Genomic DNA, 18,968 nt, shown 5'->3' with positions numbered 1-18,968 from the left:
AAGCTCACCATTGGGAACGGGTCGATGAGCCGTGTCGGCAGTCCCTAAACTCGGCTTGTTTCAAGGAGGGAGCCTCAATCGTGCGCAAGGTGCTCATCGCCAACCGTGGCGAAATCGCTGTCCGCGTGGCCCGGGCCTGCCGGGACTCCGGGATCGCGAGCGTGGCCGTCTACGCCGACCCGGACCGGGACGCTCTGCATGTCCGCGCCGCGGATGAGGCGTTCGCTCTGGGCGGTGACACTCCGGCCACCAGCTATCTGGACATCGAGAAGGTGCTCAACGCCGCCCGGGAGTCGGGGGCCGACGCCATCCATCCGGGCTACGGCTTCCTCTCGGAGAACGCCGAGTTCGCGCAGGCCGTGCTGGACGCGGGCCTGATCTGGATCGGACCGCCGCCGCAGGCGATCCGCGACCTGGGTGACAAGGTCGCCGCCCGGCACATCGCCCAGCGCGCCGGTGCCCCGCTGGTCGCCGGTACGCCCGACCCCGTCTCCGGCGCGGACGAGGTCGTCGCCTTCGCCGAGCAGCACGGCCTGCCGATCGCCATCAAGGCCGCCTTCGGCGGCGGTGGCCGCGGTCTGAAGGTGGCCAGGACTCTCGAGGAGGTCCCGGAGCTGTACGACTCCGCGGTGCGCGAGGCGGTCGCCGCCTTCGGTCGCGGCGAGTGCTTCGTGGAGCGCTACCTGGACCGTCCGCGCCACGTGGAGACCCAGTGCCTGGCCGACAAGCACGGCAACGTGGTCGTCGTCTCCACCCGTGACTGCTCGCTGCAGCGCCGGCACCAGAAGCTGGTCGAGGAGGCCCCGGCGCCGTTCCTCTCCGAGGAGCAGGTCGCCGAGCTGTACCGCGCCTCGAAGGCCATCCTGAAGGAGGCCGGCTACGAGGGCGCCGGCACCTGTGAGTTCCTGGTCGGCCAGGACGGCACGATCTCCTTCCTCGAGGTCAACACCCGCCTCCAGGTGGAGCACCCGGTGACCGAGGAGGTCGCCGGCATCGACCTGGTCCGCGAGATGTTCCGCATCGCCGACGGCGAGGAGCTGGGTTACGACGACCCCGCGCTGCGCGGACACTCGTTCGAGTTCCGGATCAACGGCGAGGACCCGGGCCGCAACTTCCTGCCCGCCCCCGGCACGGTCACCCGCTTCGAGGCGCCGGCCGGTCCCGGTGTCCGGCTGGACGCGGGTGTGGAGGCCGGCAGTGTGATCGGCCCGGCCTGGGACTCCCTGCTCGCCAAGCTGATCGTCACCGGCCGCACGCGCAAGGAGGCCCTGGAGCGGGCCGCCCGGGCGCTGGACGAGTTCCAGGTCGAGGGCATGGCGACCGCCATCCCGTTCCACCGCGTGGTGGTCAGGGACCCGGCGTTCGCCCCCGAACTGACCGGCTCCGACGACGCGTTCACGGTCCACACCCGCTGGATCGAGACCGAGTTCGTCAACGAGATCAAGCCCTTCGCCGCCCCCGCCAACCTGGAGGCGGAGGAGGAGACGGGCCGCGAGACGGTCGTCGTCGAGGTCGGCGGCAAGCGCCTCGAGGTCTCCCTGCCGTCCTCGCTGGGCATGTCGCTGGCCCGCACCGGCCTCGCCGCCGGTGCCAAGCCGAAGCGCCGCGCGGCCAAGAAGTCCGGCCCGGCGGCCTCCGGTGACACCCTCGCCTCCCCGATGCAGGGCACCATCGTGAAGGTCGCCGTGGAGGAGGGCCAGGAGGTCAAGGAGGGCGACCTGGTCGTCGTCCTGGAGGCCATGAAGATGGAGCAGCCGCTCAACGCCCACCGGTCCGGCACCATCAAGGGCCTGAACTTCGAGGTCGGCGCGTCGGTCACGTCCGGCGCCGCGATCTGCGAGATCAAGGACTGACGGCAGGCATTCCCGAACACCGACGCCCGGTGGCGCCCGACAGGGGCCGCCGGGCGTCCGGTTTCCACGGGCCGCTCCGCGCACACGGGTCCGGGCGGCCGTCCTGCCGGCGCGGCGGCCCCAGGCCCTACGGCCAACCGGCGGCCCCGGCGCCCATGGAGGCCCTCATCACCCCCGTGCCGTCCCCTCAGGCATCCATGGAGACCCCTTAGTGCCCCTGTGACGGCCGCTCAGCGCCCGCGCGAAGGCCCTCAGCGCCTGCGCAGGTCGGCGACGCGACCCCGCTCGGCCCCGGCCGGCTGGTCCCCGAGCATGCCCCGCAGCGCGCCCCCGGCTACCTGCCCCCGACGGGGCCCCGGCAGCGAGGAGGACCTCTGCTGCCGGGCCGCGGGCATGGGTTCACCCACCGGGTTTCCCCCCGCCCCCGCCACGGCGATCTGCACGCCCTGGTCGGCGAGGGCCTGCAGCTCCGTGCCGGCGCGGTCGTCGTGCCCGGGCGGCTCGTCGGTGACCAGGCGGGTGATGACGTCGGTCGGCACCGTCTGGAACATCGTGTCGGTGCCCAGCTTGGTGTGGTCGGCGAGGACCACGACCTCGGCGGCGGCCTGCACCAGTGCCCGGTCGACGGACGCCGAGAGCATGTTGGACGTGGACAGCCCGCGCTCCGCGGTGAGCCCGCTCCCGGACAGGAAGGCCCTGGAGACCCTGAGCCCCTGGAGGGACTGTTCCGCGCCGGACCCGACCAGGGCGTAGTTGGAGCCGCGCAGGGTGCCGCCGGTCATCACGACCTCCACCCGGTTGGCATGGGCCAGCGCCTGTGCCACCAGCAGGGAGTTGGTGACGACGGTCAGCCCGGGCACCCGCGCGAGCCGGCGCGCCAGCTCCTGCGTGGTGGTGCCCGCCCCGACCACGATGGCCTCACCCTCTTCGACGAGGCCGGCGGCGAGATCGGCGATGGCCGTCTTCTCCGCGGTCGCGAGATGGGACTTCTGCGGAAAGCCGGACTCCCGCGTGAACCCGCCCGGCAGTACCGCACCGCCGTGCCGGCGGTCGAGGAGTCCTTCTGCCTCCAGTGCACGCACGTCCCGCCGTACGGTCACTTCGGAGGTCTGGACGACGCGGGCGAGTTCACGGAGCGACACCGCTCCGTTCGCTCGCACCATTTCGAGAATCAATTGGCGACGTTCTGCAGCGAACACGAAACTGACAGTAACCCCAACGACCGTCTGGTTTCAGCAGTTTGCGCCGAATAACAGAAGTTGTTCGCACGGTAGGGCGGGAGGTGATATAAGGCCTAGTCCGCCCGCCTATGCCGCACGCATGCTCGACAACTCCCCGTGACCAGCGGGAAGTCGGCCTCCGCAGGGTCAGGCCTCGATGCCCGCCTTGCGCGTGTGCAACTGCCGTGCCACCTCCGCGATCGACCCCGAAAGCGAGGGGTACACCGTGAAGGCGTTCGCGATCTGCTCGACCGTCAGATTGTTGTCGACGGCGATCGAGATGGGGTGGATCAGTTCCGAGGCGCGCGGCGCGACGACGACACCGCCGACGACGATCCCGGTGCCCGGCCGGCAGAAGATCTTGACGAAGCCGTCCCGGATGCCCTGCATCTTGGCGCGCGGGTTGCGCAGCAGGGGGAGCTTCACCACCCGGGCGTCGATCTTGCCCGCGTCCACGTCCGCCTGGCTGTAGCCGACGGTGGCGATCTCGGGGTCGGTGAAGACGTTGGAGGAGACCGTCTTCAGGTTCAGCGGGGCCACCGCGTCGCCGAGGAAGTGGTACATGGCGATGCGTCCCTGCATCGCCGCGACCGACGCGAGGGCGAAGACGCCCGTGACGTCACCGGCCGCGTACACGCCCGGGGCGGTGGTCCGCGACACCTTGTCGGTCCAGATGTGCCCGGAGTCGCGCAGCCTGACGCCGGCCTCCTCCAGACCCAGGCCCGCGCTGTTGGGGATGGCACCGACGGCCATGAGGCAGTGCGAGCCGGTGATGACCCGGCCGTCGGCCAGCGTCACCTCGACCCGGTCGCCGACGCGCTTGGCGGACTGCGCGCGGGAGCGGGCCATGACGTTCATGCCGCGGCGGCGGAAGACGTCCTCCAGGACCGCGGCGGCGTCCGGGTCCTCGCCCGGCAGCACCCGGTCACGGGAGGAGACCAGGGTGACCTTGGACCCCAGCGCCTGGTAGGCGCCGGCGAACTCGGCGCCGGTGACGCCGGAGCCGACCACGATCAGTTCTTCCGGCAGCTCGGAGAGGTCGTAGACCTGCGTCCAGTTGAGGATGCGCTCGCCGTCGGGCCGGGCGTCGGGCAGCTCGCGCGGGTGGCCGCCGGTGGCGATGAGGACGGCGTCGGCGGTGAGGGTCTCCTCGGTGCCGTCGGCGGCGGTGACGACGACCTTGCGGGAACCGTCCAGGGCCTGCATGCCGTCGAGCCGGCCGCGGCCGCGCATGACCCGGGCGCCGGCCCGGGTGACGGACGCGGTGATGTCGTGGGACTGGGCGAGCGCGAGGCGCTTCACCCGGCGGTTGACCTTGCCGAGGTCCACGCCGACCACCCGGGCCGCCTGCTCCAGCGGCGGGGTGTCGTCGGCGACGATGATGCCCAGCTCCTCGTAGGAGGAGTCGAAGGTGGTCATCACCTCGGCCGTAGCGATAAGGGTCTTCGACGGCACGCAGTCGGTCAGCACCGACGCTCCGCCCAGACCGTCGCAGTCCACGACGGTCACCTCCGCGCCGAGCTGGGCGGCCACCAGGGCCGCTTCATATCCGCCGGGTCCGCCACCGATGATCACGATCCGAGTCACGTACCCCATTGTCCCGCACGCTTCAAGGTGCGACCGCCCCGGGGCGGCCGCCGGGGCCTCCGGTACGCGTGGGGCGGGAATTTCGCCTGCCGTACTCTTCGTGCATGTCGCTCTATGCCGCGTACGCCGGCAACCTCGACGCCCGGCTGATGTCCCGCCGCGCCCCGCACTCCCCGCAGCGCGCCGTGGGCTGGCTGAACGGCTGGCGGCTCACCTTCGGCGGTGAGCAGCTCGGCTGGGAGGGGGCGCTGGCGATGATCGTCGAGGAGCCGGGGGCCCAGGTCTTCGTCGGCCTGTACGACATCGCACCGATGGACGAGGAGTCCCTCGACCGGTGGGAGGGCGTGGGCCTGGGGATCTACCGCCGCGTCCGGGTACGCGTGCACACCCTGGAAGGCGAGGAACCGGCCTGGGTGTACGCCCTCAACGGCTACGAGGGCGGGCTGCCCTCGGCCCGCTACCTGGGCGAGGTCGCGGACGCGGCGGAGTCGGCGGGCGCGCCCCACGACTACGTGATGGAGCTGCGCAAGCGGCCGTGCTAGCGGCAGCCGGGCACCCGGCGTCCCCCGGACGGGACCGCGTCTCGTTGGAAACGACAAGACAACGATCGCCATCCCGTTGGCTTCGTCATCTACGCGCGTAGGCGAGAACCGGCTACCCTCGTCGGCGTGAACGCATCTCTTCTTCCGGACGACATCCAGGGCGATCCCTACGCCGCCGCCGACGCCGCCGCCGCGCGCCTGCGCGAACTGACCGGCGCCGAGACCCACGACGTCGCCCTCGTGATGGGCTCCGGCTGGGCTCCGGCCGTCGACGCCCTGGGCGCCCCCGACGCCGAGTTCCAGGTCACCGAGCTGCCCGGCTTCCCGCCGCCGGCCGTCGAGGGGCACGGCGGCAAGATCCGCTCGTACTCCTTCGGTGACAAGCGCGCCCTGGTCTTCCTGGGCCGCACGCACTACTACGAGGGCCGCGGGGTCGCCGCCGTCGCGCACGGCGTCCGCACGGCCGTCGCCGCCGGTTGCAAGACCGTGGTCCTCACCAACGGCTGCGGCGGCCTGCGCGAGGGCATGCGCCCCGGCCAGCCGGTGCTGATCAGCGATCACATCAACCTGACGGCGACCTCGCCGATCGTCGGCGCCAACTTCGTCGACCTCACGGACCTCTACTCCCCGCGCCTGCGCGCCCTGTGCAAGGAGATCGACTCCAGCCTGGAGGAGGGCGTCTACGCGCAGTTCCCCGGCCCGCACTACGAGACCCCGGCGGAGATCCGCATGGCCCGCGTCATCGGCGCGGACCTGGTCGGCATGTCCACGGTGCTCGAGGCGATCGCCGCCCGTGAGGCCGGCGCCGAGGTGCTGGGCATCTCCCTGGTCACCAACCTGGCCGCGGGCATGACCGGCGAGCCGCTGAACCACGAGGAGGTCCTGCAGGCGGGCCGCGACTCGGCGGCGCGCATGGGCCAGCTGCTGACGCAGGTACTGGGCAGGATCTGAGAGACCGCCCGCCCGCCGGCCGGGCCGGCGGGGCGGTGCGGAACGGGGGTCCGGGGGCGAAGCCTCCGGCAGGAACTGAGGAGAGGTTGATCCCAAGGTGCACGACGAACTCATCGCCAAGGCCAAGGCATGGCTCGCCGAGGACCCCGACCCGCGCACCCGCGAGGAACTGGCCGGGCTGATCGACGCCGGTGACGTGTCCGAACTGGCCGCCCGGTTCTCCGGCACCCTCCAGTTCGGCACCGCGGGCCTGCGCGGCGAGCTGGGCGCCGGCCCGATGCGCATGAACCGCGCGGTCGTCATCCGTGCCGCGGCCGGCCTCGCCGCGTACCTGAGGAAGAACGGGGCCGCCCACGGGGACGACGGCGCCGGGCTGGTCGTCATCGGCTACGACGCCCGCCACATGTCCGCCGACTTCGCCCGGGACACCGCCGCCGTGGTGACCGGCGCCGGCCTGCGGGCCGCCGTGCTGCCGCGTCCCCTGCCCACCCCGGTCCTGGCGTTCGCCATCCGGCACCTGGGCGCGGTCGCGGGCGTGGAGGTCACCGCCAGCCACAACCCGCCCCGGGACAACGGCTACAAGGTCTACCTCGGCGACGGCTCCCAGATCGTCCCGCCCGCCGACGCGGAGATCGCCGCCGAGATCGACGCGATCGCGTCGCTGAACGACGTCCCCCGTCCGGAGTCCGGCTGGGAGACCCTGGACGACTCGGTCCTGGAGGCCTATCTGGCCCGTACGGACGCCGTCCTGGCGGCCGGCTCCCCGCGCACCGCCCGCACGGTCTACACGGCGATGCACGGCGTCGGCCGGGACGTCCTGCTGGCCGCGTTCGCCCGCGCCGGGTTCCCGGAGCCGGTTCTGGTCGCCGAGCAGGCCGACCCCGACCCGGACTTCCCGACGGTGGCGTTCCCCAACCCGGAGGAGCCGGGTGCCATGGACCTGGCGTTCGCGCGGGCCCGCGCCACCGACCCGGACCTGGTCATCGCCAACGACCCGGACGCCGACCGCTGCGCCGTGGCCGTCCGGGACGGCGCCGACTGGCGGATGCTGCGCGGCGACGAGGTGGGCTCGCTGCTCGCCGCCCATCTGGTCGGGCGCGGGGCCACCGGCACCTTCGCGGAGTCGATCGTCTCGTCCTCCCTCCTCGGCCGTATCGCCGAGAGCGCGAAGCTCCCGTACGAGGAGACCCTGACCGGCTTCAAGTGGATCGCCCGCGTGGACGGCCTGCGCTACGGCTACGAGGAGGCGCTCGGCTACTGCGTCGACCCGGAGGGTGTGCGGGACAAGGACGGCATCACCGCCGCGCTGCTGATCACCGAGCTGGCCTCGGTGCTCAAGGAGCGGGGCCGCACCCTGCTCGACCTGCTCGACGACCTGGCCGTGGAACACGGGCTGCACGCGACCGACCAGCTCTCGGTCCGCGTCGAGGACCTCTCGGTCATCTCGGACGCGATGCGCCGGCTGCGCGAGCAGCCTCCGACCGAGCTGGCGGGCCTGGCCATCAGCCGCGCCGAGGACCTGACCCTGGGCACGGACCGGCTCCCGCCCACCGACGGCCTGCGCTACACGCTCGACGGCGCCCGGGTCGTCGTCCGCCCCAGCGGCACCGAGCCCAAGCTGAAGTGCTACCTGGAGGTCGTCGTCCCGGCCCCCGACCACGCCGCCCTCCCGGCGGCCCGCACCAGGGCCACCGAGCTCCTGACGGCCCTCAAGCGGGACCTCTCGGCGGCCGCGGGGCTCTGAGCGGCCCTTCTTCCCCGATCACCGCACGCCTCCAGGCCCCGCCCCGCCACCGTGACCGATGACCCAGCACACGCACGGCGTCACGGAGCGGGGCCGGGCCCGGGGCGGCGGCACCGCGGCCGCCGGGCAGGCGGATCGCCCAAGGACCGGGGCGGACCGCGTCCGCGACCCCGGGAACACCGGCGGCCCCTGCCTCACGCTCCTCCCGTCCGCGCGGGCCGGCTTCCCGCCCCGCGTCCCCGGCCGGCCTCAGCCCACCGCCAGCAGCACCGCGAGCAGCACGGCGCCGGCGACCGCGGGGGCGATCACCTCGTAGGCCCAGCGCACCGTCACCTCGCCCTGGGCCGTCTTGGCCGGACCCCTGCGCTCCACGGTCGCCCGCAGGTCGTCGATGATCTGGTCGCTCTCCGCGCGGGTCGGCCCGTCGTGGTCGACGAGGCCCCCGAGGGCGCCGCCGAGGCCGAAGGTGCCGGACCGGCCGCCCCGGGCCGCCGCGTCCGCGCGGGCCTGCCGGCGTGCCGCCTTCTTGCGGGCGCGCAGCGAGACGGGGATGGCCCAGAGCTGGTACTTGTCGCCGGAGTTGGCGACGACCTCGTTGGTGTAGCCGGAGCGCAGGGAGGCGACCTCGCCCCAGGGCAGGGTGACCGACCGGAAGGGGTTGCGGACCCTGAGCCGGTCCTCGCCCGAGAACACCGCCGGGCGCAGCGTGAACGCGACCACCAGCGGTACGGCGAGGATCAGCGCGGCGAGCGCCAGCCAGGGGGTGCGCCCGTGCCCGCGGACCAGCGCGTCGAAGCCGAGCCAGCAGGCGAGCACCAGCAGCAGCACACCGGCCACGAGTGCCAGGGGCGAGCGGTAGATCACGTCCTTGGCGGTGGGCCGTGGCTCGGGTGACTGGTGGTCCGGGGTCGTCATGGTGCCGATTCTGCCCGACGGCGGCGAACCGTTCCCGCGCACCCCGGCGCGAGCGCTCGTCCGTGATCGCCGGGCAGGTGGTGAGCACCCGGGGCTTCACATCCGCTACGCGCGTAGATATGCTCGTCTGGTGACCATGCCCACCACTGCATCCCCCGCACAGCCTTTCGCTGACGTCACCGCGTCCGACAGCACGCTGCGCCGCTTCCTCCACGGGCTGCCCGGCGTCGACGCGGTCGGCCTGGAGGCGCGCGCCGCGTCTCTCGGCACCCGTTCCATCAAGACCACCGCGAAGGCGTACGCCATCGATCTGGCCATCTCGATGGTCGACCTGACGACGCTGGAAGGCGCGGACACCCCGGGCAAGGTCCGGGCGCTCGGCGCCAAGGCGGTCCATCCCGACCCGACGGACCGCACCACCCCCGCGACCGCGGCCGTCTGCGTCTACCCCGACATGGTGACCACCGCCAAGGAGGCCGTCGCCGGTTCCGGCGTGAAGGTCGCCTCGGTCGCCACCGCCTTCCCGGCCGGCCGGGCCGCCCTCGGGGTGAAGCTGGCCGACGTCCGGGACGCCGTCGCCGCGGGCGCCGACGAGATCGACATGGTCATCGACCGTGGCGCGTTCCTCTCGGGCGACTACCTCAAGGTGCACGACGAGATCGTCGCCGTGAAGGAGGCCTGCGGCACGAGTGCCCGGCTGAAGGTCATCTTCGAGACCGGCGAGCTGTCGACGTACGACAACATCCGCCGGGCGAGCTGGCTGGGCATGATCGCGGGGGCCGACTTCATCAAGACGTCGACCGGCAAGGTGGCGGTGAACGCCACGCCCGCCAACACCCTGCTCATGCTGGAGGCCGTCCGCGACTTCCGCGCCCAGACCGGCGTCCAGATCGGCGTGAAGCCGGCCGGCGGCATCCGGACCACCAAGGACGCCATCAAGTTCCTGGTCCTGGTCAACGAGACCGCGGGCGAGGACTGGCTGGACAACCACTGGTTCCGCTTCGGCGCCTCCTCGCTCCTGAACGACCTGCTGATGCAGCGTCAGAAGCTGGCCACCGGCCGTTACTCCGGCCCCGACTACGTGACGGTGGACTGATCACCATGGCATCCGCATTCGACTACGCACCGGCGCCCGAGTCCCGCGCGGTCGTCGACATCGCCCCCTCCTACGGCCTGTTCATCGACGGCGAGTTCACCGAGGCCGCCGCCGGCAAGGTCTTCAAGACGGTCTCGCCGTCGACGGAGGAGGTGCTCTCCGAGGTCGCCCAGGCCGGCGCCGAGGACGTCGACCGCGCCGTGAAGGCCGCCCGCAAGGCCTTCGAGAAGTGGTCGGCGCTGCCCGGCTCCGAGCGCGCCAAGTACCTGTTCCGCATCGCCCGCATCATCCAGGAGCGCAGCCGCGAGCTGGCGGTCCTGGAGACGCTGGACAACGGCAAGCCGATCAAGGAGACCCGCGACGCGGACCTCCCGCTGGTCGCCGCGCACTTCTTCTACTACGCGGGCTGGGCCGACAAGCTCGGCCACGCCGGCTTCGGCACGGACCCGAAGCCCCTCGGCGTCGCCGGCCAGGTGATCCCGTGGAACTTCCCGCTGCTGATGCTGGCGTGGAAGATCGCCCCGGCGCTGGCGACCGGCAACACGGTCGTGCTGAAGCCGGCCGAGACCACGCCGCTGTCGGCCCTGTTCTTCGCGGACATCTGCCGCCAGGCGGGCCTGCCCAAGGGCGTCGTCAACATCCTCCCGGGCTACGGCGACACGGGTGCCGCGCTCGTCGCGCACCCGGACGTGAACAAGGTCGCGTTCACCGGGTCGACGAACGTCGGCAAGGAGATCGCGCGGACCGTCGCCGGCACCCGCAAGAAGCTCACCCTCGAGCTGGGCGGCAAGGGCGCCAACATCGTCTTCGACGACGCGCCCATCGACCAGGCCGTCGAGGGCATCGTGAACGGCATCTTCTTCAACCAGGGCCAGGTCTGCTGCGCGGGCTCCAGGCTGCTGGTCCAGGAGTCGATCCACGACGAGCTGCTCGACTCCCTCAAGCGCCGGCTGTCCACGCTGCGGCTGGGCGACCCGCTCGACAAGAACACCGACATCGGCGCCATCAACTCCGCCGAGCAGCTCGCCCGGATCACCGCGCTGGCCGAGCAGGGTGAGGCGGAGGGCGCCCAGCGCTGGTCCCCCGCCTGCGAACTGCCGGGCTCCGGCTACTGGTTCGCGCCGACGCTCTTCACGAACGTCACCCAGGCGCACACCATCGCCCGCGACGAGATCTTCGGCCCGGTGCTGTCGGTCCTGACCTTCCGCACGCCCGACGAGGCGGTCGCCAAGGCCAACAACACCGCGTACGGCCTGTCGGCGGGCATCTGGACCGAGAAGGGCTCCCGCATCCTGGCCGTGGCGGGCAAGCTGCGCGCCGGTGTCGTCTGGTCCAACACGTTCAACAAGTTCGACCCGACCTCGCCGTTCGGCGGCTTCAAGGAGTCGGGCTTCGGCCGCGAGGGCGGCCGCCACGGCCTGGAGGCGTACCTCGATGTCTGATCGGCTCACTGTCTTCAAGACCTACAAGCTGTACGTCGGCGGGAAGTTCCCGCGATCCGAGAGCGGCCGGGTGTACGAGGTGACCGACTCGAAGGGCAAGTGGCTGGCCAACGCTCCGCAGTCCTCCCGCAAGGACGCCCGTGACGCGGTGGTCGCCGCGCGCAAGGCGTTCGGCGGCTGGTCCGGCGCGACCGCCTACAACCGCGGCCAGGTCCTCTACCGCGTCGCGGAGATGCTGGAGGGCCGCCGGGAACAGTTCGTCCGGGAGGTCGCGGACGCCGAGGGCCTGTCGAAGTCCAAGGCGGCGGCGGTCGTGGACGCCGCGATCGACCGCTGGGTCTGGTACGCGGGCTGGACCGACAAGATCGCCCAGGTGGTGGGTGGCGCCAACCCGGTCGCGGGCCCGTTCTTCAACCTCTCCTCCCCGGAGCCGACCGGCGTGGTCACCGTCCTGGCCCCGCAGGAGTCGTCGTTCCTCGGCCTGGTCTCGGTCGTGGCCCCGGTGATCGCCACCGGCAACACGGCGGTCGTGATCGCCTCCGAGAAGGCCCCGCTGCCCGCCCTGTCCCTGGGCGAGGTGCTGGCCACCTCCGACGTCCCCGGCGGTGTCGTCAACGTCCTGTCGGGCCGTACGGCGGAGATCGCCACGCCGCTGGCCGCGCACCAGGACGTCAACGCGATCGACCTCGCGGGCGCCGACGAGGTGCTGGCCAAGGAGCTGGAGATCGCGGCGGCGGACAACCTGAAGCGCGTCCTGCGTCCACAGCCTGTGGATTACTTCGAGACGCCGGGCACCGACCGCATGACGGCGTTCCTGGAGACCAAGACGGTCTGGCACCCGACGGGTTCCCTGGGCGCGTCCGGCTCGTCGTACTGAGCCTGCCCACGCCCGCACGAGCGAGCCGCGTCACCCCTCCGTCCGGGGGTGGCGCGGCTCTTCGTCGTACCGGGGCGGCGCCGGTCAGCCCTGCGGGCCCAGCACCTGACCCAGCACCGGCAGGCTCCCGAACGAATCCGCCTCGGCGACCGGCCGGGTCAGATCGCGGGAGCTGACCGGCTTGAAGTCGGCGATCTGGGTGCCGACGCCGTTGTCCAGCGGGTCGACGCCGGTGCCCGCGAGCGGGTTGGGCTTGAGGCCGGAGACCGGGCCGGTGGCGTAGCCGACCGTGCCGGTGACGGACGTCAGACCCGCGGCCGGGTCGAGGTCGCCGAGCGAGGCGGGCGCGTCGGCTAGCCGGGTGCCGCCGTCCGCGTGCGCGGACGCCGCGCCCGCTCCCAGCGCCGCTCCGGCGGCCGCGAGGGCGATCAGGGCGCGCTGCACGGTGGGGTGCTGGGAGGAAGTGTGTCGGGCCATCGCCGGTGCCGCCTTCTGGTGCGCAGGGTAAACAGATCAGCACGTAGGGTAGTTGAGATGTGACGCGCGCTCCAAAGCCGACCCGCGGGGTCGGCAGGAGCGCCGCCATACGTCAAACTGGTGTTCCGTGAGCCTTCATCCGCCGTCCCCCGCCCGCGTCGTGCTGCTCTGCGGCCCCTCGGGTTCGGGCAAGTCCCTCGTCGCCGCCCGTTCCGGGCTTCCCGTGCTGCGCCTCGACGACTTCTACAAGGAGGCCGGCGACCCGACCCTGCCGCTGGTGGACGGGAGTTCGGACATCGACTGGGACCACCCCGCGTCGTGGGACGCGGACGTCGCGGTCGAGGCCATCGTCCGGCTGTGCGCCACGGGAGCGACGCCCGTCCCGGTGTACGACCTCGCGCTGAGCGCCCGCACCGGCGAGGAGACGCTGAGCATAGGAACCGCGCCGCTGTTCATCGCGGAGGGCATCTTCGCGGCCGAGATCGTGGCGCGCTGCCGGGAACGGGGTGTGCTGGCCGACGCGCTGTGCCTGAGCCGGGGTTCGGTCACCACCTTCCGCCGGCGCTTCCTGCGGGACCTCAGGGAGGGCCGCAAGTCGGTGCCGTTCCTGCTGCGGCGGGGCTGGCGGCTGATGCGCTCCGAGCGGTCGATCGTGGCCCGGCAGGTGTCCCTGGGCGCCCATCCCTGCGACCGGGACGAGGCACTGGACCGGATGACCGCGGCCGTCCGGCCGGCTCCGCAGCGCACGGTGGCGTAGGAGGGGCGCGCGGCGCGCCGAACGCGAGGCGGGACTGGACGGGCCCGAGGCCCGCCAGTCCCGCTCCTTTTCACTCCCCCGTGCTCCCCCGTGTTCCCCCGTGGGTTCCACCCCCCAGTGGTCCCCCGTTCCCCCGTTGCTCCCCCCCTGACCTCAGGCGACCAGCTCGCCGAAGGCGCTCTCCTCGTCACGGCCGAAGCTGAGGACTTCGTCCTCGCGCAGCCGGCGCAGGGACCGCCAGATGCTGGACTTCACCGTGCCGACACTGATGCCGAGGATCTCCGCGATCTCCGGGTCCGTACGGCCCTCGTAGTAGCGCAGGACCAGCATGGTGCGCTGGAGTTCGGGCAGCCGGGCCAGCGCCTGCCACAGGACCGCGCGCAGTTCGGTGCCGCGCATCGCGTCCGTGTCGCCGGGCGTCTCCGGCAGTTCCTCGGTGGGGTACTCGTTGAGCTTGCGGCGCCGCCAGGCGCTGATGTGCAGGTTGGTCATGGTGCGGCGCAGATAGCCGCCGACCGCCGCCTTGTCGCTGATCCGCTCCCACGCCCGGTACGTCGAGAACAGCGCGCTCTGCAGCAGGTCCTCGGCCTCGAAACGGTCGCCGGTCAGGTGGTAGGCGGTGGCGTACAGGGAGGCGCGGCGCTCCTGGACGTAGGCGGTGAACTCCGCCTCGGTCAGCGAGCGACGCTCCCCCGATTCCTCCCCGTACGCGGATCCCCCGTGCGTCTCCCCCGTGTGCGCGTCAACCACCGTCATGTAACCGGTGTGCTGACGCCCGATGCCGCGAGCGCACCCCCGCCCGCTCACGGCACCGGACTTCTCCGGGCCCCGGTGCACGTCGTGCAGACGCGTGACCACTGCGCTGGTGCTGATGCTGTGCAGCGTGTTCATCTCGCGCTCCCCGTCGTGGACTTCCGGTGCCCCGGCCTGCTCGGCGTGCTTCCTTGCCTGTGCCGAAAAGCTTGCCGAGTGACCTTCATGGCCGTGTCCGCCGACTGTCACAGACCTGTCACAGGGGTCGGGGCCGGGGCGTGTCAGAGGGTCCGCCCGGGAGGGGGCGACACGGTCTCGCCGGTCCCGGGCGGAGCAGTCCGCCGGGGCGCGCCCGGGCCGCCGTGGGGCCCCGCTGCCGCGATCTACGTCCCACCGGTCGATCCGCACCCCGTCCATGGGCCAGAATGAGCCCGTGCCTTCCCTGTTGCTGATCGAGGACGACGACGCCATCCGCACGGCCCTGGAGCTCTCCCTGACGCGCCAGGGACACCGGGTGGCGACCGCTGCCAGCGGTGAGGACGGTCTGAAGCTGCTGCGCGAGCAGCGGCCGGATCTGATCGTGCTGGACGTGATGCTGCCCGGCATCGACGGGTTCGAGGTGTGCCGGCGCATCCGGCGCACCGACCAGTTGCCGATCATCCTGCTGACCGCCCGCAGCGATGACATCGACGTGGTGGTCGGACTGGAGTCCGGTGCCGACGACTACGTCGTGAAGCCCGTCCAGGGCCGGGTGCTGGACGCCCGGATCCGGGCCGTGCTGCGGCGCGGGGAGCGCGAGTCCAGCGACTCGGCGACCTTCGGCAGCCTCGTCATCGACCGCTCCGCGATGACCGTGACCAAGAACGGCGAGGACCTGCAGCTCACGCCGACCGAGCTGCGGCTGCTGCTGGAGCTGAGCCGGCGGCCCGGTCAGGCGCTCTCCCGGCAGCAGTTGCTGCGGCTGGTGTGGGAGCACGACTACCTGGGCGACTCGCGTCTGGTGGACGCGTGTGTGCAGCGGCTGCGCGCCAAGGTGGAGGACGTGCCCTCCTCCCCGACCCTGATCCGAACCGTGCGTGGTGTCGGCTACCGCCTGGACACGCCTCAGTGACCGATACGCGAGGGGGACCGCGCGGCTGGGCCGCGGGGCGCAAGGGAAGTGTGTCGCGGCTGCGGTTCACCAGCCTCAGGCTGCGGCTGGTCGTGGTCTTCGCGCTGGTCGCGCTCACCGCCGCGGTGTCGGCGTCGGCCATCGCGTACTGGCTGAACCGCGAGGCGGTGCTGACGCGCGCGCAGGACGCGGTGCTGCGCGACTTCCAGCAGGAGATGCAGAACCGCGCGGGCGCGCTGCCCACACGTCCCACCCAGGACGAACTCCAGCGCGCGGCGGGCCAGATGGCCGGCAGCAGCCAGCGGTTCAGCGTGCTGCTGGTCGCCGAGGACGCGGACGGCAAGACGGTGTACGGCACCTCGGGCGGGATCAACGGCTTCTCGCTGGAGGACGTGCCGGCGTCGCTGCGCGCGGCCGTGAACAAGCGGCAGAAGGTGACCGACGGCAACAAGGCGCCGTACCACCTGTACTGGCAGCGGGTCGACGACCACGGCACGCCCTACCTGGTGGCGGGCGCGCGGCTGGCCGGCGGTGGCCCGACGGGCTATCTGGCCAAGTCGCTGGAGCCGGAGGCCAAGGACCTGAACTCGCTGGCCTGGTCGCTGGGGATCGCGACCGGCCTGGCCCTGATCGGCTCCGCGCTGCTCGCGCAGGCCGCCGCCACCACCGTACTGAAGCCGGTGCACCGGCTCGGGGTGGCCGCCCGGCGGCTCGGCGAGGGCCGGCTGGACACCCGGCTCAGCGTGTCCGGCACCGACGAACTGGCCGATCTGTCCCGGACGTTCAACAACGCCGCCGAGGCGCTGGAGAAACGGGTCGCCGACATGGCCGCCCGGGACGAGTCCTCGCGCCGCTTCGTGGCGGACATGAGCCATGAGCTGCGGACCCCACTGACCGCCATCACCGCCGTGACGGAGGTGCTGGAGGAGGAGCTGGACGCGGAGGCCGGGAGCATCGACCCGATGATCGAGCCCGCCGTACGGCTCGTGGTCAGCGAGACCCGGCGGCTGAACGACCTGGTCGAGAACCTGATGGAGGTGACCCGCTTCGACGCGGGCACCGCCCGGCTGGTCCTGGACGACGTGGACATCGCCGACCAGATCACCGCCTGCATCGACGCCCGCGCCTGGCTGGACGCGGTCGAGCTGGACGCCGAGCGCGGACGCCACGCCCGGCTGGACCCGCGCCGCCTGGACGTCATACTGGCCAACCTGATCGGCAACGCCCTCAAGCACGGCGGCTCGCCGGTCAGGGTGTCGGTGCGGATCGACGGCGACGACCTCGTCATCGCGGTGCGCGACCACGGGCCGGGCATCCCCGAGGACGTCCTGCCGCACGTCTTCGACCGCTTCTACAAGGCCAGTGCCTCCCGGCCGCGCTCCGAGGGCAGCGGCCTGGGCCTGTCCATCGCCATGGAGAACGCCCACATCCACGGCGGCGGCATCACCGCCGCCAACTCGCCGGAGGGCGGCGCGGTGTTCACACTGCGGCTGCCACGGGACGCCTCCCGGCTGACGGCGGAGGACGACGAGGGCACCCAGGACGACAAGGCCGGGAACACCACCGGGAAGGAGGGATCATGACCGCACGGACCGAACGGACCGCCCCGACGGCCCGGACCGCACGACGTCTGCTCGCGGCCTCCCTCCTGACCACGGTGGTCGCCGGGTGCGGGATCCGGCCCACCGAGGTGCCGACGGACTTCGGCGCGGCGCCCTCCCGGGTGCCGTGCTCGCTGTCCGCGCCCGATGTGACGACCCAGTCCGCGCACGGCGTGCCGGTCCAGGTGTTCCTGCTGTGCGGGTCCTCCCTGGTCGCGGTCGACCGCACCGTGCGCGTCCCGGAGGGCACCCCGGACGCGCGGCGCCGGGTCATCGTGGCCCAGGGCCTGCTGGACCAGCTCGCCGCGTCCCCCACGGCCGCGGAGAAGTCGGCGCGCTACACCACGTACGTGCCCGGCGGCCTGGGCGTGGCGGGGCCCGGCCGCAAGGACCCGGAGGACACACTGCGGCTGAGCACCGTCCCGGCCCGGCTCACCTCCTACGCCCTCGCCCAGATCGTGTGCACGCTGTCCGACTCGGCGGCGACGGAGGGCGACGGCTCGGTGATCCTCGGCGGCCCGGCCCCCGCTCCGCTGCGCCGCTACGAGTGCACCGACACCGTCCGCAACCGCCCGGGCAGCGAGGACCCGCCGTCGAGCGAGGTCACCGCGGCCTGACGGGCCGGGCACCGCCCGCGTGTGGCGGACGCCTCACGCGCGTCCCCGTGACCGCTGCGGAACCGATTGTGCACAGAGGTGCGTCTTGGGGGGCGTGCAGCGTCAAGGCTCCATCGGCGGCAGCGCCGCGATCCGTATCCGTCTGGCGGGGGGTGTCCTCCTCGTCGCCCATCTCGGGCTCGTCGCCTGGCTGATGCTGCGGCCCCTGGACGTGCCCTGGGTGATGCCCGCCAATCTACGTCCGCTGGCCGGCATCCGGGCCGATCTGGCGCTGGGCGGGGCCCAGGCGGCCAGACGCATCGCCGAGGGGCTGGCGCTGCTCGCGCCGCTGGGTGTGCTGCTGCCCGCGGCACACGGCAGGCTCGCCGTGTCGCCGCTCGCCTCCCTGGTCCGTACGACCGCCGCGGGCGCCCTGGTCTCCACCGGCATCGCCCTGCTGCAGACCGGCGTGCCCGGCCGGGTCGTGGACGTCGACTCGCTGCTGCTGAACACCGTGGGCGTGGCCCTGGCCCACCTGGCCGTGGTCCCGGCCGGCCGGGCCCGGCTGCGCCGGCGGGCCGGGCAGGCGCCCGGCGCCACCGGGCAGGTCACCGTCCAGGAGGACCTGGCTCAGGGTCGTACCCCGACGATTCCCAGGGTCGGGATCGCCCCGTAGAGCGACGCTTCGCCCCCTTCGTCTCCGTACCGTGGACATCGTTGAGGCAGCCGACCGGACCGCCTCGTCCGACGTCCCGAAGGAGCCGCAGATGTCCAGCCTCGTCCGCCCCACCCACGGCCGCGTGATCGGCGGCGTGTGCGCCGCGCTGGCCCGGCGCTTCGGCACCTCGGCGACGACGATGCGGGTCGTCTTCCTGGTGTCCTGCCTGCTGCCCGGCCCGCAGTTCCTGCTCTACATAGCGCTGTGGATCCTGCTCCCGGCCGAGAACAAGGCCCGCGCCGCGACCTGGTGAGCCCATGCGGGCCGGTCCCCGCGCACGTGAACGCCGTCGGCGCGTCCCGGGAAGGTTCCGGGGCGCGCCGACGCGTCGTACGGCGGGGTGTCAGCCGAGCGGCAGGCCGTTCACCGCGACGCCCTGGGTGGGCATGCCCTGGAGCGGCAGTCCGCCGAGCAGCCCGGCGAGCGGCGCGGTCGGCCCCCCGGCGAGGACGTTCCCGACGACCGGCTGCGCGACGGTGCCCCCGGTGCCGAGAGCGCCCTGCCCCTGGGCGAGCGTCTGGCCGACGTTCTGGGCCGGCAGTGCGGTGGTGACGGAGTCCAGGGCCTGCGGGGCGACCGGAGCGGCCGGGGCCGCCTCGGCGGCGCCCGCACCCACGGCCGCGAAAGCGGCACCGAGGGCGGCGACACCGAGGGTCTTGGCAGCAGACTGCTTCATGTTAAATGCGTCCTTGAATACGGAGACGGGTGATCACAAAAGCTCTGAGCGG

Annotated in this window: 19 protein-coding genes; 13 read left to right on the top strand and 6 right to left on the bottom strand. The window is 72.6% G+C overall.

Going from position 1 to position 18,968, the window contains the following annotated elements; genetic code table 11:
- Positions 1-80: 80 nt before the first annotated feature.
- A complete protein-coding gene (locus ACZ6B1_RS10310) occupies positions 81-1,853 on the top strand; it encodes an acetyl/propionyl/methylcrotonyl-CoA carboxylase subunit alpha (protein ID WP_468776705.1) in 1,773 nt (590 codons plus the stop codon).
- A 251-nt stretch (positions 1,854-2,104) separates the two neighbouring features.
- Here ACZ6B1_RS10310 and ACZ6B1_RS10305 read toward each other — a convergent pair whose 3' ends face one another.
- Together ACZ6B1_RS10305 and ACZ6B1_RS10300 are read right to left on the bottom strand one after the other, a co-directional pair.
- Positions 2,105-3,052, bottom strand: coding sequence for a DeoR/GlpR family DNA-binding transcription regulator (locus tag ACZ6B1_RS10305; RefSeq protein ID WP_468776703.1), 948 nt, complete (start codon positions 3,050-3,052; stop codon positions 2,105-2,107).
- A 168-nt stretch (positions 3,053-3,220) separates the two neighbouring features.
- Positions 3,221-4,669: an NAD(P)H-quinone dehydrogenase gene (locus tag ACZ6B1_RS10300; protein ID WP_468776702.1), complete on the bottom strand. Its 1,449-nt coding sequence runs from the start codon at positions 4,667-4,669 to the stop codon at positions 3,221-3,223.
- 95 nt (positions 4,670-4,764) lie between these two features.
- Here ACZ6B1_RS10300 and ACZ6B1_RS10295 point away from each other — a divergent pair, with 95 nt between their 5' ends.
- The 3 genes from ACZ6B1_RS10295 to ACZ6B1_RS10285 all read left to right on the top strand — a co-directional run bounded on the left by ACZ6B1_RS10295 (position 4,765) and on the right by ACZ6B1_RS10285 (position 7,897).
- On the top strand, positions 4,765-5,202 hold the full coding sequence (locus tag ACZ6B1_RS10295) for a gamma-glutamylcyclotransferase family protein (protein ID WP_468776700.1): 438 nt from the start codon (positions 4,765-4,767) through the stop codon (positions 5,200-5,202).
- A 126-nt stretch (positions 5,203-5,328) separates the two neighbouring features.
- Positions 5,329-6,153 (top strand): purine-nucleoside phosphorylase, encoded by an 825-nt coding sequence (locus tag ACZ6B1_RS10290; protein WP_199211729.1) that lies wholly within the window; start codon positions 5,329-5,331, stop codon positions 6,151-6,153.
- A 97-nt stretch (positions 6,154-6,250) separates the two neighbouring features.
- Positions 6,251-7,897, top strand: coding sequence for a phospho-sugar mutase (locus ACZ6B1_RS10285; RefSeq protein ID WP_468776698.1), 1,647 nt, complete (start codon positions 6,251-6,253; stop codon positions 7,895-7,897).
- 249 nt (positions 7,898-8,146) lie between these two features.
- Here ACZ6B1_RS10285 and ACZ6B1_RS10280 read toward each other — a convergent pair whose 3' ends face one another.
- Complete coding sequence (locus ACZ6B1_RS10280) at positions 8,147-8,812, bottom strand: PH domain-containing protein (protein WP_468776696.1); 666 nt, start codon at positions 8,810-8,812, stop codon at positions 8,147-8,149.
- Positions 8,813-8,948: 136 nt separating this feature from the next.
- On the opposite strand from ACZ6B1_RS10280, the gene deoC reads away from it, so the two are divergent.
- The 3 genes from deoC to ACZ6B1_RS10265 are packed head-to-tail and all read left to right on the top strand — an operon-like array spanning position 8,949 to position 12,227.
- The gene (gene deoC / locus ACZ6B1_RS10275) at positions 8,949-9,908 is read left to right on the top strand and encodes a deoxyribose-phosphate aldolase (protein ID WP_468776695.1); all 960 of its coding nucleotides are present in this window, start codon (positions 8,949-8,951) and stop codon (positions 9,906-9,908) included.
- A gap of 5 nt (positions 9,909-9,913) precedes the next feature.
- A complete protein-coding gene (locus ACZ6B1_RS10270; protein WP_468776693.1) occupies positions 9,914-11,350 on the top strand; it encodes an aldehyde dehydrogenase family protein in 1,437 nt (478 codons plus the stop codon).
- Positions 11,343-12,227, top strand: coding sequence for an aldehyde dehydrogenase family protein (locus ACZ6B1_RS10265; RefSeq protein ID WP_468776692.1), 885 nt, complete (start codon positions 11,343-11,345; stop codon positions 12,225-12,227). The genes ACZ6B1_RS10270 and ACZ6B1_RS10265 overlap by 8 nt, the downstream gene beginning before the upstream one ends.
- Positions 12,228-12,311: 84 nt before the next feature.
- On the opposite strand, the gene ACZ6B1_RS10260 is transcribed toward ACZ6B1_RS10265, so the two are convergent.
- Complete coding sequence (locus tag ACZ6B1_RS10260; protein WP_468776690.1) at positions 12,312-12,704, bottom strand: hypothetical protein; 393 nt, start codon at positions 12,702-12,704, stop codon at positions 12,312-12,314.
- Positions 12,705-12,864: 160 nt separating this feature from the next.
- Between ACZ6B1_RS10260 and ACZ6B1_RS10255 the strand changes: the two genes are divergently transcribed.
- Complete coding sequence (locus ACZ6B1_RS10255; RefSeq protein ID WP_468777474.1) at positions 12,865-13,461, top strand: uridine kinase family protein; 597 nt, start codon at positions 12,865-12,867, stop codon at positions 13,459-13,461.
- A 153-nt stretch (positions 13,462-13,614) separates the two neighbouring features.
- Here the strand turns inward: ACZ6B1_RS10255 and ACZ6B1_RS10250 are convergent, their stop codons facing one another.
- The gene (locus tag ACZ6B1_RS10250; protein ID WP_468776688.1) at positions 13,615-14,352 is read right to left on the bottom strand and encodes a SigE family RNA polymerase sigma factor; all 738 of its coding nucleotides are present in this window, start codon (positions 14,350-14,352) and stop codon (positions 13,615-13,617) included.
- Positions 14,353-14,647: 295 nt separating this feature from the next.
- Between ACZ6B1_RS10250 and afsQ1 the strand changes: the two genes are divergently transcribed.
- From afsQ1 to ACZ6B1_RS10225, 5 genes are all read left to right on the top strand, one after another.
- Complete coding sequence (afsQ1, locus tag ACZ6B1_RS10245; RefSeq protein WP_190012869.1) at positions 14,648-15,325, top strand: two-component system response regulator AfsQ1; 678 nt, start codon at positions 14,648-14,650, stop codon at positions 15,323-15,325.
- Positions 15,322-16,908 (top strand): ATP-binding protein, encoded by a 1,587-nt coding sequence (locus tag ACZ6B1_RS10240; RefSeq protein WP_468776687.1) that lies wholly within the window; start codon positions 15,322-15,324, stop codon positions 16,906-16,908. Before afsQ1 ends, ACZ6B1_RS10240 begins: the two co-directional genes overlap by 4 nt.
- Positions 16,905-17,543 (top strand): hypothetical protein, encoded by a 639-nt coding sequence (locus ACZ6B1_RS10235; protein ID WP_468776685.1) that lies wholly within the window; start codon positions 16,905-16,907, stop codon positions 17,541-17,543. The genes ACZ6B1_RS10240 and ACZ6B1_RS10235 overlap by 4 nt, the downstream gene beginning before the upstream one ends.
- A gap of 94 nt (positions 17,544-17,637) precedes the next feature.
- Entirely contained in the window at positions 17,638-18,198 is a 561-nt protein-coding gene (locus tag ACZ6B1_RS10230; RefSeq protein WP_468776683.1) for a VanZ family protein, read from the top strand.
- Positions 18,199-18,289: 91 nt separating this feature from the next.
- The gene (locus tag ACZ6B1_RS10225; RefSeq protein WP_468776682.1) at positions 18,290-18,493 is read left to right on the top strand and encodes a PspC domain-containing protein; all 204 of its coding nucleotides are present in this window, start codon (positions 18,290-18,292) and stop codon (positions 18,491-18,493) included.
- Positions 18,494-18,583: 90 nt separating this feature from the next.
- Here ACZ6B1_RS10225 and ACZ6B1_RS10220 read toward each other — a convergent pair whose 3' ends face one another.
- Positions 18,584-18,916, bottom strand: a complete 333-nt coding sequence (locus ACZ6B1_RS10220) for an ATP-binding protein (protein WP_468776681.1) — start codon at positions 18,914-18,916, stop codon at positions 18,584-18,586.
- Between the last annotated feature and the right edge of the window lie 52 nt (positions 18,917-18,968).

This window comes from Streptomyces sp. NPDC041129, assembly GCF_055592265.1.
This window is presented reverse-complemented; position numbering and strand designations above follow the sequence as displayed.

Excerpts from the sequence above, each read along its gene's own strand:
- ACZ6B1_RS10300 (WP_468776702.1), bottom strand. The coding sequence starts at position 4,669 with ATGGGGTACGTGACTCGGATCGTGATCATCGGTGGCGGACCCGGCGGA.
- ACZ6B1_RS10265 (WP_468776692.1), top strand. The coding sequence starts at position 11,343 with ATGTCTGATCGGCTCACTGTCTTCAAGACCTACAAGCTGTACGTCGGC.
- ACZ6B1_RS10280 (WP_468776696.1), bottom strand. The coding sequence starts at position 8,812 with ATGACGACCCCGGACCACCAGTCACCCGAGCCACGGCCCACCGCCAAG.
- ACZ6B1_RS10235 (WP_468776685.1), top strand. The coding sequence starts at position 16,905 with ATGACCGCACGGACCGAACGGACCGCCCCGACGGCCCGGACCGCACGA.
- deoC (WP_468776695.1), top strand. The coding sequence starts at position 8,949 with ATGCCCACCACTGCATCCCCCGCACAGCCTTTCGCTGACGTCACCGCG.
- ACZ6B1_RS10225 (WP_468776682.1), top strand. The coding sequence starts at position 18,290 with ATGTCCAGCCTCGTCCGCCCCACCCACGGCCGCGTGATCGGCGGCGTG.
- ACZ6B1_RS10260 (WP_468776690.1), bottom strand. The coding sequence starts at position 12,704 with ATGGCCCGACACACTTCCTCCCAGCACCCCACCGTGCAGCGCGCCCTG.
- ACZ6B1_RS10220 (WP_468776681.1), bottom strand. The coding sequence starts at position 18,916 with ATGAAGCAGTCTGCTGCCAAGACCCTCGGTGTCGCCGCCCTCGGTGCC.
- ACZ6B1_RS10270 (WP_468776693.1), top strand. The coding sequence starts at position 9,914 with ATGGCATCCGCATTCGACTACGCACCGGCGCCCGAGTCCCGCGCGGTC.
- ACZ6B1_RS10250 (WP_468776688.1), bottom strand. The coding sequence starts at position 14,352 with ATGAACACGCTGCACAGCATCAGCACCAGCGCAGTGGTCACGCGTCTG.
- ACZ6B1_RS10295 (WP_468776700.1), top strand. The coding sequence starts at position 4,765 with ATGTCGCTCTATGCCGCGTACGCCGGCAACCTCGACGCCCGGCTGATG.